This is a genomic window from Streptomyces sp. NPDC002309, assembly GCF_053593375.1.
Window position 1 is genome coordinate 238,689 of sequence record NZ_JBSFCI010000002.1, and the last position, 14,544, is coordinate 253,232.

Genomic DNA, 14,544 nt, shown 5'->3' on the forward strand with positions numbered 1-14,544 from the left:
CTCCTCCCTCATCCGTTCAACGTCAGCCCTCGTCCGGGCCACCGCTCTCCTTGTCGTCGGCCTGCGCGTCGCCCTCCTCGGCGGGCTTCACGGTCTGCGCGCCCGGCTGGGGCTCGGCGACGGCCACCCGCGCGGGGCGGATGGTGCGTTCGCCGATGCGATACCCCGGCTGGAGGATCGCGACGCAGGTCGTCTCGGTGACGTCCGGCGCGTACGAGTGCATCAGGGCCTCGTGGATCGTCGGGTCGAAGGGCTCGCCCTCCTTGCCGAACTGCTGAAGGCCCATCTTGGCCGCCACGGTCTCCAGCGACTCGGCGACGGACTTGAAACCGCCGACCAGCTCGCCGTGCTCCCGGGCCCGGCCGATGTCGTCGAGCACGGGCAGGAGCTCCGTCAGGAGGTTCGCGATCGCGATCTCCTTGACGGTGATCCGGTCGCGCTCGACCCGGCGACGGTAGTTCTGGAACTCGGCCTGGAGCCGCTGGAGGTCCGCGGTGCGCTCGTTGAGCGCGGTGCGCACCTGGTCCAGCTGGGCCACCAGGGCCGCCGTCTGGTTCGCGTCCCCGGCCGGGGCCGCCCCCTCCTCCGGGGAGGGGGTGGCGGCCTGCGGCTCGGCGTCGTCGGGAGTCGCGCCGGAGGGGACGTCGGGCCTCTCCTCGAAGCCCGGGGTCTCCTCCGTCACGCGGCACCGTCCTTGCGCTCGTCGTCCACGATCTCGGCGTCGACCACGTCGTCGTCGGCCTTGGGCTGCTCGGCGCCGCCCGCGGTGGCCTGGGACGCCTGGGCGTCGGCGTACATGGCCTGGCCCAGCTTCTGGGAGACGGCCGCGACCTTCTCCGTGGCGGTGCGGATCTCGGCCGAGTCGTCGCCCTTGAGCTTCTCCTTCAGCTCGGCGAGGGCGGCCTCGACCTCGGTCTTGATCTCGCCGGGGACCTTGTCCTCGTTGTCCGCGAGGAACTTCTCCGTCTGGTAGACGAGCTGCTCGCCCTGGTTGCGGGACTCGGCGGCCTCGCGGCGGCGGTGGTCCTCCTCCGCGTACTGCTCGGCCTCCTGGCGCATCCGGTCGACCTCGTCCTTCGGCAGCGAGGAGCCGCCGGTGACGGTCATCTTCTGCTCCTTGCCGGTGCCGAGGTCCTTCGCCGTGACGTGCATGATGCCGTTGGCGTCGATGTCGAAGGCGACCTCGATCTGCGGGACACCGCGCGGCGCCGGGGGCAGACCGGTCAGCTCGAACATCCCGAGCTTCTTGTTGTACGCCGCGATCTCGCGCTCGCCCTGGTAGACCTGGATCTGCACGGAGGGCTGGTTGTCCTCGGCGGTGGTGAAGATCTCCGAACGCTTCGTCGGGATCGTCGTGTTCCGCTCGATGAGCTTGGTCATGATGCCGCCCTTGGTCTCGATACCGAGGGACAGCGGGGTGACGTCGAGGAGCAGGACGTCCTTGACCTCGCCCTTGAGGACACCGGCCTGGAGGACGGCGCCGATGGCGACGACCTCGTCCGGGTTCACGCCCTTGTTGGCGTCCTTGCCGCCGGTCAGCTGCTTGACGAGCTCGGCGACGGCGGGCATACGGGTGGAGCCACCGACGAGGACGACGTGGTCGATCTCGCCGAGCTGGATGCCGGCGTCCTTGATGACGTTGTGGAACGGCGTCTTGCAGCGCTCCAGCAGGTCCGCGGTCAGCTGCTGGAACTGGGCGCGGGTGAGCTTCTCGTCGAGGTGCAGGGGGCCCTCGGCGGAGGCGGTGATGTAGGGGAGGTTGATCGAGGTCTCCGTGGAGGACGACAGCTCGATCTTCGCCTTCTCGGCGGCCTCACGCAGACGCTGCAGCGCCATCTTGTCCTTGGCCAGGTCCACGCCGTGACCGGACTTGAACTGCTGCACCAGGTAGTCGACGACGCGCTGGTCCCAGTCGTCACCACCGAGGTGGTTGTCACCGTTGGTGGCCTTCACCTCGACGACACCGTCGCCGATCTCCAGCAGCGAGACGTCGAACGTACCGCCACCGAGGTCGAAGACCAGGATGGTCTGGTCGTCCTTGTCGAGGCCGTACGCCAGGGCGGCGGCCGTCGGCTCGTTGACGATGCGCAGGACGTTCAGACCGGCGATCTCGCCGGCCTCCTTGGTGGCCTGGCGCTCGGCGTCGTTGAAGTACGCCGGGACGGTGATGACCGCGTCGGTCACCTTCTCGCCCAGGTAGGCCTCCGCGTCGCGCTTCAGCTTCTGCAGCACGAAGGCGCTGATCTGCTGCGGGTTGAAGGGCTTCCCGTCGAGCTCGATCTTCCAGTCCGTGCCCATGTGACGCTTGACCGACCGGATGGTCCGGTCGACGTTGGTCACGGCCTGACGCTTGGCCACCTCGCCGACCAGCACCTCGCCGTTCTTGGCGAAGGCGACGACGGACGGCGTGGTCCTGGCGCCCTCGGCGTTGGTGATGACGGTGGGCTCGCCGCCCTCCAGAACGCTGACGACCGAGTTTGTCGTGCCCAGGTCGATGCCGACCGCACGTGCCATGGTTGATTCCTCCAGCTGACTTGAGTGGAACAGGCTCAAGTGTGCATGACGTCCGCGTCGGGGTCAACAGACCTGAGTCGCTCCGACTCAACTCTTATCCGTTCCTTACACGCAGGTGCCCTGTGACCTGCAAGGACGCAGCGGCACGCGTCGAGGTTCCCGTCAACCGGGTGCGCGTCTTCACCCGCAGCAGCCCGAGGACGAGAAGCAGCGCGACGCCCGCGACACCGAGCACCGCGAACCCTCCGGCCCACCCGGTGTGCACCAGGACGCCCACGAGCACCCCGGCGAAGGCGAGGGCGCCCAGCACCACGGTCACGCCCTGCGGAGAGAGCCCGAGCCGCCGCAGCCGGTGCGCCAGATGGTCGGGGCCGGGCCTGCGGGTCAGCAGCCGCCGCGCCAGCACCACGAGCAGGACGTCCGCGCTCGCCACGGCGGTGAACGCGAACAGCGGGCCGGCGGAACTCCCCGGCGCGTACCCCGCGCGGGTCAGCACCACCGCGCCGGCGAGCACGAACCCGGTGAACAGCGACCCGCACGCGCCGAGCGCGATCCGCGCGGGATGCCAGTTGTGCATCAGGAACCCGGTCAGCGCGGCGGCCAGCACGCTCAGCAGCACCGCGAGCCCGTCCATCACCTCGACCGCCGCGCACACCCCCACCCCGAAGGCGGTCACCACTCCGACGGTCCCCACCAGCGCGTCCGCGTGGTCGAGCGCCCGGAAGGCCACGGCGACGGCCGCGATCCACGCGACGGCCACCACCCCGCCGACGACACCGACCTCCTCGTACGGCACCACGCAGGCCGCCGCCCCCGCCGTGCCGCACAGCAGCAGCCGCGCCCGCAGCCGCCACAGGTCCGCCAGCAGCCCGAGCAGGGCGACGGCTCCGGAGGCGACCAGCAGCGTGCCGACGCCGGAGCCGAGCGGGGCGACGCCGGTCCACTCGCCGGTGCCCGCGACGGCGAGGGTGGCGAGCACGACGGCCACGCCGCCGAGCAGCGGAACGGGGGTGCGGCGGCGCCGGTCGAGCAGTCCGAGGCGCAGCGCGGGCACGCGCAGGACGGCCGTGAGCAGCGAGGCGAGCAGGAGGGCCGCGACAGCGGCGGCGATGCCGTAGAGCACGGTCTTAAATTAGGCGTGAATCTCTCAATTTGGTACGAATAACACGTTCGGTTCGTGAGGTGGCACGTTCACTTCGTGAGGCGACCCTCAGCGATTCAGATCACTCCATGCCTGGCTACAGTGCGACAAGGGATGCGGGTAGTCTCAGACCGACTGGGTAAGTTACCGCTTAGTAATCTCCCTCGCAGGCCCGAGGAGCCCCCAAATGCAACTCGCCGCGATCATCGTGTCGCTGGTCCTGACCGTGGTCGGCGTCGCCCTGCTCGCGCGCGCCACCGGTCAGTTCGTCCGGTATTTCAAACTGGGCCAGCCCGTACCCGCCGGCACCCGGACCGACAACCCCTACCAGCGCAGTGTGACGCTGGTGAAGGAGTTCCTCGGCCATACGCGGATGAACCGCTGGGGCGTCGTGGGTATCGCCCACTGGTTCGTGGCGATCGGCTTTCTGACGCTGATCCCGATTCTGGGCCAGGCCATGGGCCAGTTGTTCGTGGCCGACTTCACACTCCCACTGATCGGCGGGTGGCTGCCGTGGGAGATGTACGTCGAGTTCATCACCGTGTTGACGATCTTGGGCATTTCGGTGCTCATGGCGATCCGGCTGCTGAGCCTGCCCTCACGAGCCGGCCGCAAGTCCCGCTTCGCCGGCTCGACGGCATGGCAGGCGTACTTCGTCGAGTACGTCATCTTCACCATCGGATTGTCGATCTACGTCCTGCGCGGCCTCGAAGGCGCGCTCCACCACGTCGAGCACTACGAGGCCGCATACTTCGCGTCGTATCCGCTGGTCCTCGCCTTCAAGGGCCTGTCTGTCGGCGTTCTGCAGAATCTCGTCTACTTCGTGGCGATGATCAAGGTCGGGACGTCGTTCGTCTGGATGATCGTGGTCTCGCTCAACACCGACATGGGCGTGGCCTGGCACCGCTTCCTGGCGTTCCCGAACATCTGGTTCAAGCGCGAGGCGGCCGGCGGAACGGCGCTGGGCGCCCTCCAGCCGATGACCTCGGGCGGCAAGCCGATCGACTTCACCGACCCCGGTGACGACGACGTCTTCGGTGTCTCCCAGGTCGAGCAGTTCTCCTGGAAGGGCCTGCTGGACTTCTCCACCTGCACCGAGTGCGGTCGCTGCCAGTCGCAGTGCCCCGCCTGGAACACCGGCAAGCCGCTCTCCCCCAAGCTCCTGATCATGTCGCTGCGCGACCACGCGCACGCCAAGGCCCCCTATCTGCTGGCCGGCGGCGGCAAGACCATGGAGGGCGAGGAGAAGGCGAGCGAGGAGCAGCTGGCCGGCGTGCCCGCCGCCGCCCTCGCGGAGGCCGAGCGCCCGCTGATCGGCACCGCCGAGGAGAACGGCGTCATCGACCCGGACGTCCTGTGGTCCTGCACCACCTGCGGCGCCTGCGTCGAGCAGTGCCCGGTGGACATCGAGCACGTCGACCACATCGTCGACATGCGCCGCTACCAGGTGATGATCGAGTCGGCGTTCCCGTCCGAGGCGGGCACGATGCTGAAGAACCTGGAGAAGAAGGGCAACCCCTGGGGCCTGGCGAAGAAGCAGCGCCTGGAGTGGCTCAAGGAGGTCGACTTCGAGATCCCGGTCGTCGGCAAGGACATCGAGGACCTCACCGAGGTCGAGTACCTGTACTGGGTCGGCTGCGCCGGCGCCCTGGAGGACCGGGCGAAGAAGACCACCAAGGCCTTCGCCGAGCTGCTGCACATCGCGGGCGTGAAGTTCGCGATCATGGGCGGCGACGAGAAGTGCACCGGTGACTCCGCCCGCCGCCTCGGCAACGAGCCCCTCTTCCAGGAGCTCGGCATGGAGAACGTCGCCGCGCTGAACATGGCCTTCGGCGAGGACGACGAGGACGAGTCGACGAAGAAGCCGAAGTCGGCCAAGAAGATCGTCGCGACCTGCCCGCACTGCCTCAACACCATCGGCAACGAGTACCCGCAGCTCGGCGGGGACTACGAGGTCATCCACCACACCCAGCTGCTCCAGCACCTGGTCGACGAGGGCAAGCTCGTCCCGGTCACTCCGGTCGAGGGCATCATCACCTACCACGACCCCTGCTACCTGGGCCGCCACAACAAGATCTACACGCCGCCGCGCGAGATCATCGCGGCCGTCCCGGGTGTCCGCAACGAGGAGATGCACCGCCACAAGGAACGCGGCTTCTGCTGCGGCGCCGGCGGCGCGCGGATGTGGATGGAGGAGCGGATCGGCAAGCGCATCAACAACGAGCGCGTCGACGAGGCCCTCTCCCTCAACCCCGACATCGTCTCCACCGCCTGCCCGTTCTGCCTGGTCATGCTCACGGACTCGGTCAACGGCAAGAAGAACGACGGCACCGCCAAGGAGTCCATCCAGGTCGTCGACGTCGCCCAGCTCCTCCTCGACTCCGTGAAGATCCCGGTCGTCCCGGAGGACACGGCGGACGCCGAGGCCGAACCGGAGCCGGAACCGGTGAAGTAGCGGCCCGGGCCTCTTTCCTGAAGACGGCGGCGCCCCGACGCCGACCCGGACAGCAGGGTGCCACCGCGGGCCCGGGCCAACGGCCCGGGCCCGCGGTGCTCCGCCGGCGTCGCGGCCGGCCGGAAGTCTTCACGGGCGGGAGCCCGGCCGGAAGTTAGGATCCGGTCCATGGCCCTGACGGTAAGTGAAGTCGACCGGTTCGAGGCGTCCAGGCCCCGTCTGGAGGCCATCGCCTACCGTCTGCTGGGCTCCGCGAGCGAGGCCGAGGACGCCGTGCAGGAGACGTTCCTGCGCTGGCAGACCGCCGGCACGGGCCACATCAGGGTCCCTGAGGCATGGCTGACCAAGACGCTCACCAACCTGTGCCTCAACCACCTCACCTCGGCCCGCGCGCGGCGCGAGACCTACGTCGGCCAGTGGCTGCCCGAGCCGCTGCTGGCCGGGGACCCGATGCTCGGCCCGGCGGACACCGCCGAACAGCGCGAGTCGGTCTCGTACGCGGTCCTCGTCCTGCTGGAGCGCCTCTCCCCGGGCGAGCGGGCGGTGTACGTGCTGCGGGAGGCGTTCGACTACCCGCACCGGGAGATCGCCGCGATCCTCGACATCACCGAGGCCGCCAGCCAGCAGATCCTGCACCGCGCGAAGAAGCACGTCGCCGACGGCAGGACCCGCGGCGCGGTCGACGCCGCCGCCGCCCGACGGGTCGTCGACGAGTTTCTCGCCGCCGCGACCAGCGGCCGGACCGAGCCGCTCGTACGGCTGCTCACCGAGGACGCCATCGCGGTCGGCGACGGCGGCGGGAAGACACCGGCCCGCGCCAAGGCGTTCGAGGGCGCGCTCGCGGTCGCGAAGTTCATGCGGGGCCTGTTCAAACCGGCCAAGGCCAAGCGCGACATGGTCGGCGGCTCGCCCGAGGTCCATGTCACGAGCGCCAACGGCGGCCCCGCGATCGTGGCGGTGCTCGACGGCCGGGTCGTCGGCGTCATGTGCCTGGAGATCACCGCCGAGGGCATCACCGCGTTGCGCAACCAGGTCAACCCCGACAAGCTCGAACGCGCCACGAGGCACTGGGCGGCCGAGGACCACGGCACCCCGCTGTTCCACGCGTTCTGACCTCCGCGGCCGACGTGACGTGATCTCCGACTTGACCTGATGCTCCGACGTGACCTGATGCTCCGACGTGAGCTGCTTCACAGCCCGTTCCTGTCAGGAAACGGCGGCCTGCCCGGTTCAAGGGGCGAACCCGCTCAAGACAGGAGCATGCAGATGCAGCACCGCATCATCGTCCTCGGAGCCGGATACGCCGGGGCCGTCGCCGCCGGACGCCTCGCCAGGCGGCTGCGCCGCGACGACGCCGTCATCACCCTCGTCAACGCCGAGCCCGACTTCGTCGAACGCGTGAGGATGCACGAGCTCGCGGCCGGACGGCACCTCACGTCCCGGCCGTTCAACGAGATGTTCGCGGGCACCGGCGTCGTCCTCGAGGTCGCGAAGGTCACCGTCGTCGACCCCGACGGCAAGACCGTCTCGGTCACCGGCGCGGACAGCACCAAGAAGCTGCCGTACGACACCCTCGTGTACGCCCTCGGCAGCGGCTGGAACAGCCAGGGCGTCCCCGGCACCGCCCAGCACGCGTACGAGATCGCCTCCCGCCCCGGCGCGCTACGGCTGCGTGAGCGCCTGGCCGGGCTGGACGCCGGACAGCGCGTCGTCGTGGTCGGCGGCGGTCTCACCGGCCTGGAGGCCGCGACCGAGTTCGCCGAGGCCCGTCCGGACCTCGACGTCGTCCTCGCGACGCGCGGCGGCCTCGGCGACTGGCTCTCGCCCAAGGGCCGCGGTCACCTGCGGAAGGTCTTCGGCAGGCTCGGCATCACCGTCCGCGAACATGCCGACGTCACCGGAGTGGGGCCCGACCACGTCGTCACCGCCGACGGCGTGTCCCTCCCGGCCGCGGTCACCGTGTGGACCACCGGCTTCGCCGTCCACCCGATCGCTCAGGCCACCACCCTGCGAGCCGGCGGCACGGGCCGGGTCCTGGTGGACGGCACCATGCGCTCGGTCTCGCATCCGGACGTGTACGTCGTCGGTGACGCGGCCGAGGTCGCGGGCCCCGGCGGCAAACCGCTGCGGATGTCGTGCGCGTCCGGCGTCCCCACCGCGTGGCAGGCCGCCGACGCGATCGCGGCCCGGCTGACCGGCGGCAAGCTACCGAACACGCCGCTGCGGTACTTCAACCAGTGCATCTCACTCGGCCGCAAGGAGGGCGTGATCCAGTACGTCACCGCCGACGACCGCGCCGTGCGCGCGGCCCTGACCGGACGGCTCGCCGCCCTCTACAAGGAGCTGGTCTGCAAGGGAGCGGCATGGGGCGTCGCCAACCCGACCCTCGGAATCCCGAGCAGGCGGCGCCGTGTCGTCCGGGAGACGGCGACAGGGGCGGGGCCTGGGTCGTCGGCACGCGCGGAGTCGTCGGCGGGGGCGGGCTCGATGGCGGGGTGAAGCGGCGGCGGGGTGAAGCGGCGGCGGGGTGAAGAGACGGTGGGGTGAGACGCGCGGGCCTACCAGGGAGGGCGAGGGGCACCGGGCCGGGCGGGCGATGACGGGCCCGGCCCGGTGCCCCGCCGGAAGACAGCCGGGAAACCTCCGGGAGAGCCCCGCGCCGGCCTCGTCTCACGCGCCGCCCGGCTCGCGGAAGGGGACCTGCCGACGGGCGGCCTCGTCGATCTCGTCGAGGGTGAGAAGAGGGGTCGCCCGCGTACGGAGCGCGCCGCTGGCCTTCACGGTGAGGCTGACCGCGGCCATGGAGACGGGATCGGGGAAGTCGACGATGATCACGACGTCGTCCTCCCCGAAGGCGTAGTACATCGTCTCGACGCTCCCGCCGAGCGCGGTCACGACGTGGTCGACGGCGGCCCGCCGCCCGCTCGCGCCTTCCTTGAGCAGCCCCTTCGTGCCCTCGGGCGTGTAGGTGGCCTGAATGAGGAACTTCGCCATGGGGTGCTCCCTGCGGCAGCGCTGGTCGGGTGTCGGCATGCCCCAAGCCCTTTCCCGCCGCCCGCCGTGCGCTCCCGCACGACATGCCGTGATTCACCCGCCGGGACGAAGAGCCGCCTGCCCGCTCGCACGCGGGGGAGCGCGGTCCGCGCAGGCTTCGTTCTCGGCGTAGATCTTGATGCGAGCCGGGGCGGTGCCGGGCGCCTTCTTGAGGGAGGAGGAGTCGCCCAGGAAGCCCTGGCCCGCCGGCTCACCGGCTCCCAGGTCCTGACCGTCTGACGAACGGACCTCAGATATCCGAGGTCCGACGGATCGCCGGGTACCGGCACAAGCCCTCCCCCCGGTACCCGTGTGTGACGGAACCGAGACCAACCCGCGTCCCCCGCCCCACAACCTCCTCCCCCGTCCCAGGTGTCTAGGAACGAGTCACGCGCCCGGCGGTACGCCGAGGGCACCCGTCCCCACCGATCGGACGGGTGCCGGCCGTGATCCGCCCGTCGAGGAGAGGATGCGAGATGCCCGGTCCCAGAGGAGTGTCGGTGGTGGCGGTCATGGGCGGGGTCCTGTTGCTGACCGGGTGTCAGGAACCGTCCGGTTCCCGTGCAGCCGCGGCTCCTTCGGCCTCACCTTCCGTGAACGCCTCCCCGGTCGCGGACACCGCGTCCGGCCCCGCCGGCACCCGCTCGCCCGCGACCCCGGCCACCACCACCCCCACCGGCCCGGATGCCGCGACCCCGGCACCGTCACGCACCTCAGCCGCCCCGGTCACGGCCGCGACGCCCACTGCCCCCGCGGTCCGCCCGACGCCCGCGAGCGACCCCGGCTGCCGCAACCTGACCGCCGCCAACGACGTCAAGGCCGCCGTGACCAGCGCCTACCGGCGCAACTCCCCCCGCCTCGACCACATCCAGCCGGTGCCGGGACAGTTCTTCCACGGCCGCTGCGGCGACGTCCACTACGCCGCGACCCGCTTCCAGGCCACCGCTGGCGCCACGCTCGACGAACTCGTGACCCTGCAGGACGAGGGCAGCGTCACCAAGTACTTCCGCACCACTTCCACGGGCGTCTGGAGCTACATCGCCAGCGACACCTTCCCCCGTGGAGCCCGGGGCTGCGGCGACATCCCGCAGATCCCCGCGGCCCTCTCGGAGACCTGGGCCAACTGCTGAACCGCGCGGCCGGGCGGTCGATGCCGTCCCGGCCCACGCCCGCGACTGCCCGCCGGACGGACCGCCCGGTGTTGCCGCGCTGCTAGCCCTTCGGCCCGGCCTGCTGCACCACGTCGAACGACCACACCGTCGACCCCGAGGCGGCGGGCTTGGGCTGCTCCCCGCCCTCGGCGGACCCACCACCCCGGTGGGCGGCCTTCATCGGCCCCTCCATCCACGCCTGGAACGACTCCTCGTCCCGCCAGCGCGTGTACACCAGGTAGTCCTCCGTCCCCTCGACGGGACGCAGCAGCTCGAACCACTCGAAGCCGTCGGAGTTCTCGACCGCGTGCGCGCGGGACGCGAACCGCTTCTCCAGGACCTCCCGCTGCTCGGCGGGAACGGTCAGCACATTGATCTTGACTACGCTCATGGGTCCATCCTGCCCGCTGCCCCCGTGCGACGACGTACGGGACCGGGGGAGACCCGTAAGGGATCTCCGCACAAGGTCCGTAAGGGATGTCACAGCTCGGCAGCAAAGCCGGGCCCGGAACCCGGGCCCGGCCCACCGCTTCCCGAGACCAGGTACGTTCGAGAACGTGGCTGGATTCAGGATCGGACGAGGCGGCCGGAACGACCGCGCCCCGCACACGCGACCGCAACACCCCCCGCACGTACAGCAGGCGCCGGGGCCGTCGTACGGCTACCCCCAGGCCCCGCGGCCGCACCCGCACCCCGGGCAGCAGAGCTACGGGAACGCCGGCTGGCCGCAGACGAACGGCGGGTACGGCGGTCCGGGCGGCGGCGGCGAGCCGGAGTACTTCGGCGACGACGCCGCGTACCACCAGGGCGGGCCGGACCCGTACGCCGCGAACAACCCGGGCCACACCCAGGCGTTCTCCGTCGGCGAGGACGCCTACCACCAGGGCGGCACCTACCGCGCCGGCGCGGCCCCGGCCGCCCCGGTCGGCCCGCGGCTGCACTGGAAGGACCTGCTCAAGGGCATCGTCGTGGCCCCCCAGCAGACGTTCCTGCAGATGCGCGACTACACGATGTGGGGCCCCGCCCTCGTCGTGACGCTCCTCTACAGCCTGATCGCGGTCTTCGGCTTCGACGGCGCCCGCGAGGACGCGATCAACGCCACCCTCTCCAACGCCATCCCGATCGTCCTGACCACGGCCGTCGCGATGGTGATCAGCGCGTTCATCCTCGGCGTGGTCACCCACACCCTGGCGCGCCAGCTGGGCGGCGACGGGGCCTGGCAGCCGACGGTCGGCCTCTCCATGCTGATCATGTCGATCACGGACGCGCCGCGCCTGGTCTTCGCGACGTTCCTTGGCGGCGACGCCCCCTTCGTCCAGGTCCTCGGCTGGGCCACCTGGGTCGCGGGCGGCGCCCTGCTCACGCTGATGGTGTCCAAGTCGCACGACCTGCCGTGGCCCAAGGCGCTCGGAGCCTCGGCGATCCAGCTGATCGCGCTGCTGTCGATCGTGAAGCTGGGCACGGTGTAGCCCGCCCCCCGGCAACCACGCGAAGGGGCCCCCGGCGATCATCCGCCGGGGGCCCCTTCCCTTCCACGACCGCTCGCCCCCGCCCCCTCAGGCGTCGAGCACCTGCCCGGACCGCTTCACGACCGGCCGCTCGACGCTCCACGGGAAGTTGATCCACTCATCGGTGCGCTTCCAGACGTACTCGCACCGCACGAGGGAGTGGGGCTTCTCGTAGATGACGGCGGAGCGCACCTCGGCGACGGCGTCGAGGCAGAAGTCGCGCACGAGCTTGAGCGTCTTGCCGGTGTCGGCGACGTCGTCGGCGATCAGGACCTTCTTGTCCGAGAAGTCGACGACGTTGGGGACGGGCGCCAGCATGACCGGCATCTCCAGGGTGGTGCCCACGCCCGTGTAGAACTCGACGTTCACCAGGTGGATGTTCTTGCAGTCGAGGGCGTAGGCCAGCCCGCCGGCCACGAACACCCCGCCGCGGGCGATGCTGAGCACGATGTCGGGCTCGTACCCGTCGTCCGCGATGCCCTGCGCCAGCTCGCGCACGGCGACACCGAACTGCTCGTAGGTGAGGTTCTCTCGCATCTCTGCGTCACTCATGTCACTCCGCCGCTCGGGGGCTCGGGGGACTACGGGGCTGCGTGGGCTACGGGGCTCAGACCTGGGTCCGGTGGAAATTGAGGAAGGACCGGGAGGCGGTGGGACCGCGCTGCCCCTGGTAACGCGACCCGTACCGCTCGCTCCCGTACGGGAACTCCGCGGGCGAGCTGAGCCGGAACATGCACAGCTGGCCGATCTTCATTCCGGGCCAGAGCTTGATGGGGAGCGTCGCGAGATTGGACAGCTCCAGAGTCACATGTCCGGAGAAGCCGGGGTCGATGAATCCGGCGGTGGAGTGAGTGACGAGCCCGAGCCGCCCGAGCGAGCTCTTGCCCTCCAGACGGGAGGCGAGGTCGTCGGGGAGCGTGATGACCTCGTAGGTCGAGGCGAGCACGAACTCACCGGGGTGCAGGATGAACGGTTCGTCGCCTTCGGGCTCGACCAGCCGCGTCAGGTCGCCCTGCTCGATGGAGGGGTCGATGTGCGGGTACCGGTGGTTCTCGAACACCCGGAAGTACCGATCGAGCCGCACGTCGATGCTCGACGGCTGCACCATGAATTCGTCGTAGGGATCGATCCGTACCCGCCCGGCATCGATCTCGGCCCGGATGTCCTTGTCTGAGAGAAGCACGCCCCGAGGATACGCAAGGCGCGTGGAACCACGACAATCGCGACGGCTCCACGCGCCCACGGCCGGACCTGCGCCTCCGGAGCATCCGGAGCCTCACATGCCCCCGGCGTCTCCGATGTCCCGGGGGCCCTTCTTCCGCTACCGCCTCTGAAGAGTCACCGGCACGACACTGCGCAACCGCGCGCAGCGCGGACAGCGCAGGAGCCGACCAGGGCCGAGGCGATCGGCCTGCTGCATCGGGAACGAAGCGGTGGTGAACACGTGCCCATCGGCACAACGGACGACGGTGCGCTCCATCAAGTCCTGAAGTCCCTTCCCCAAAGAACCGCGTCTGGCTGACGCCCTGACGAGAAAGGCCACATTACGGGATGAACGGGACGGCCCTCCAGGCGGCACTCCGACCCCGCCCAGCCCCTCTCCCGCACCTCCACCGTACGCGCCAACTCCCGTGCCCCGCAGCCACATCCCACCCTCCGAACACCCGCAGGCCCCACGGTCCGAGCACCGGGGGCCTGCGATGAGGTACAGTAAGCGAGCATTCTGACACCGACCTCAGTCGGCGTCTCACGCGGGTGTAGTTTAATGGTAGAACATCAGCTTCCCAAGCTGAGAGCGCGAGTTCGATTCTCGTCACCCGCTCCATGATTAAGGCCCAGGTCAGCGACCCGGGCCTTTTTGCTGTCCGCCACGATCACTCGTCGCGTGCCAGATTCGTGCCAGAAGGCTCGTCGGGCTTCTTCTGCATGGCATCGGCGCGAGCCTTCCGGACCAAGGCGTTCAGACTCGCGGCGACCTCCTCTTGGCGATCGTTGTCGAAGTGCTGGTAGATCAGCGCCGCCTTCTCCGAGGACTGGCCGGCGCGGACCATCGTGTCTTTGAGCGTGGCGCCTGAACGGGAACGGGTGGACAGGGTGTGTCCGGTGTGCCGAGGAATCCGGGGCACATGCGAGATCAGGGATGCGGGACTTCCCCTCCCCTTGACCGACGAGGCTCCGACGATCCATGTAGTCGACCTGGACGAAGCACTGAGCCGCAACCAGTTGGCCCGCGCGATCATGACGACGGCCACGTTGGACGAGGTCGAGGCCCTGAGCCGCGAGGTGTGCGGCTTCTCAGAGATCGACTACGAGCGAAACAAGGCACTCTGGCTCAAGGAACAGCGGCCGACGAAGCTGGTCGGCGAATCGGTGCTCCCCCAACTCGCCGAGTTCGAGGCCGAAGCCCGAAGCCGCGGAGTCACCCACACGACGTTCCGACGACTCACAGAGGCACTGAACCTCGACGGCACCCAGCGCGAGGCCCTCCGCGAGCTGCTCATCAACAGCCGACCGGAGCAGTACGCCGCCCCGCTGTGGCGCATCACAGAGGCTCCTGAGTAACAACCGTCTTCACGGGTTCAAGCCCCGGCTGCGCTCCGCTCCGCAGGTCCATAGTGGCGTGCGCGGGTGCTCCCGTCCCGTCCACCGTCAACCCAGGCAGAGCCGAGCAGACGCGGCCCATGGCGTCCAGGTCGTTCGTACAGTGGCGCGCTCCACCTGGACGCCATGAACCACCTCCGC

The 14,544-nt window shown here is 69.9% G+C and carries 12 protein-coding genes, 1 tRNA gene and 2 pseudogenes; 7 read left to right on the forward strand and 8 right to left on the reverse strand.

Features of this window, described 5'->3' with window-relative positions; genetic code table 11:
- Nucleotides 1-22: 22 nt before the first annotated feature.
- The 3 genes from grpE to ACWCPM_RS02610 form a co-directional block, all read right to left on the reverse strand.
- Entirely contained in the window at nt 23-682 is a 660-nt protein-coding gene (grpE, locus tag ACWCPM_RS02600) for a nucleotide exchange factor GrpE (protein ID WP_450974291.1), read from the reverse strand.
- Nucleotides 679-2,514 (reverse strand): molecular chaperone DnaK, encoded by a 1,836-nt coding sequence (dnaK, locus tag ACWCPM_RS02605; protein ID WP_450974292.1) that lies wholly within the window; start codon nt 2,512-2,514, stop codon nt 679-681. The genes grpE and dnaK overlap by 4 nt, the downstream gene beginning before the upstream one ends.
- A gap of 94 nt (nt 2,515-2,608) precedes the next feature.
- The gene (locus ACWCPM_RS02610) at nt 2,609-3,637 is read right to left on the reverse strand and encodes an MraY family glycosyltransferase (protein WP_450974293.1); all 1,029 of its coding nucleotides are present in this window, start codon (nt 3,635-3,637) and stop codon (nt 2,609-2,611) included.
- 205 nt (nt 3,638-3,842) lie between these two features.
- Between ACWCPM_RS02610 and ACWCPM_RS02615 the strand changes: the two genes are divergently transcribed.
- From ACWCPM_RS02615 to ACWCPM_RS02625, 3 genes are all read left to right on the forward strand, one after another.
- The gene (locus tag ACWCPM_RS02615) at nt 3,843-6,110 is read left to right on the forward strand and encodes a (Fe-S)-binding protein (RefSeq protein ID WP_450974294.1); all 2,268 of its coding nucleotides are present in this window, start codon (nt 3,843-3,845) and stop codon (nt 6,108-6,110) included.
- Between the two features lie 168 nt (nt 6,111-6,278).
- Complete coding sequence (gene sigJ, locus ACWCPM_RS02620; protein ID WP_450974295.1) at nt 6,279-7,223, forward strand: RNA polymerase sigma factor SigJ; 945 nt, start codon at nt 6,279-6,281, stop codon at nt 7,221-7,223.
- 153 nt (nt 7,224-7,376) lie between these two features.
- On the forward strand, nt 7,377-8,609 hold the full coding sequence (locus ACWCPM_RS02625) for an NAD(P)/FAD-dependent oxidoreductase (RefSeq protein WP_450974296.1): 1,233 nt from the start codon (nt 7,377-7,379) through the stop codon (nt 8,607-8,609).
- Between the two features lie 171 nt (nt 8,610-8,780).
- On the opposite strand, the gene ACWCPM_RS02630 is transcribed toward ACWCPM_RS02625, so the two are convergent.
- The gene (locus ACWCPM_RS02630) at nt 8,781-9,104 is read right to left on the reverse strand and encodes a GYD domain-containing protein (protein WP_450974297.1); all 324 of its coding nucleotides are present in this window, start codon (nt 9,102-9,104) and stop codon (nt 8,781-8,783) included.
- 632 nt (nt 9,105-9,736) lie between these two features.
- Here ACWCPM_RS02630 and ACWCPM_RS02635 point away from each other — a divergent pair.
- Nucleotides 9,737-10,273 carry a hypothetical protein gene (locus ACWCPM_RS02635; RefSeq protein WP_450974298.1) on the forward strand — a complete coding sequence of 179 codons (537 nt, stop codon included), beginning with the start codon at nt 9,737-9,739 and terminating at the stop codon, nt 10,271-10,273.
- Nucleotides 10,274-10,355: 82 nt separating this feature from the next.
- On the opposite strand, the gene ACWCPM_RS02640 is transcribed toward ACWCPM_RS02635, so the two are convergent.
- Nucleotides 10,356-10,685 (reverse strand): antibiotic biosynthesis monooxygenase family protein, encoded by a 330-nt coding sequence (locus ACWCPM_RS02640; protein ID WP_450974299.1) that lies wholly within the window; start codon nt 10,683-10,685, stop codon nt 10,356-10,358.
- Nucleotides 10,686-10,851: 166 nt separating this feature from the next.
- On the opposite strand from ACWCPM_RS02640, the gene ACWCPM_RS02645 reads away from it, so the two are divergent.
- Nucleotides 10,852-11,763, forward strand: a complete 912-nt coding sequence (locus ACWCPM_RS02645) for a Yip1 family protein (protein ID WP_450974300.1) — start codon at nt 10,852-10,854, stop codon at nt 11,761-11,763.
- 87 nt (nt 11,764-11,850) lie between these two features.
- Here the strand turns inward: ACWCPM_RS02645 and ACWCPM_RS02650 are convergent, their stop codons facing one another.
- Together ACWCPM_RS02650 and dcd are read right to left on the reverse strand one after the other, a co-directional pair.
- The gene (locus ACWCPM_RS02650) at nt 11,851-12,339 is read right to left on the reverse strand and encodes a phosphoribosyltransferase (protein WP_450974385.1); all 489 of its coding nucleotides are present in this window, start codon (nt 12,337-12,339) and stop codon (nt 11,851-11,853) included.
- A gap of 70 nt (nt 12,340-12,409) precedes the next feature.
- Nucleotides 12,410-12,985, reverse strand: coding sequence for a dCTP deaminase (gene dcd / locus ACWCPM_RS02655; protein WP_450974301.1), 576 nt, complete (start codon nt 12,983-12,985; stop codon nt 12,410-12,412).
- A 568-nt stretch (nt 12,986-13,553) separates the two neighbouring features.
- Between dcd and ACWCPM_RS02660 the strand changes: the two genes are divergently transcribed.
- Nucleotides 13,554-13,627 (forward strand) — tRNA-Gly (locus ACWCPM_RS02660).
- Nucleotides 13,628-13,676: 49 nt separating this feature from the next.
- Here the strand turns inward: ACWCPM_RS02660 and ACWCPM_RS02665 are convergent.
- Nucleotides 13,677-13,913, reverse strand: a pseudogene (locus tag ACWCPM_RS02665) (tyrosine-type recombinase/integrase); the annotation flags it as partial.
- Between ACWCPM_RS02665 and ACWCPM_RS02670 the strand changes: the two are divergent.
- Nucleotides 13,912-14,364, forward strand: a pseudogene (locus tag ACWCPM_RS02670) (DUF1152 domain-containing protein); the annotation flags it as partial. The pseudogenes ACWCPM_RS02665 and ACWCPM_RS02670 overlap by 2 nt on opposite strands.
- Between the last annotated feature and the right edge of the window lie 180 nt (nt 14,365-14,544).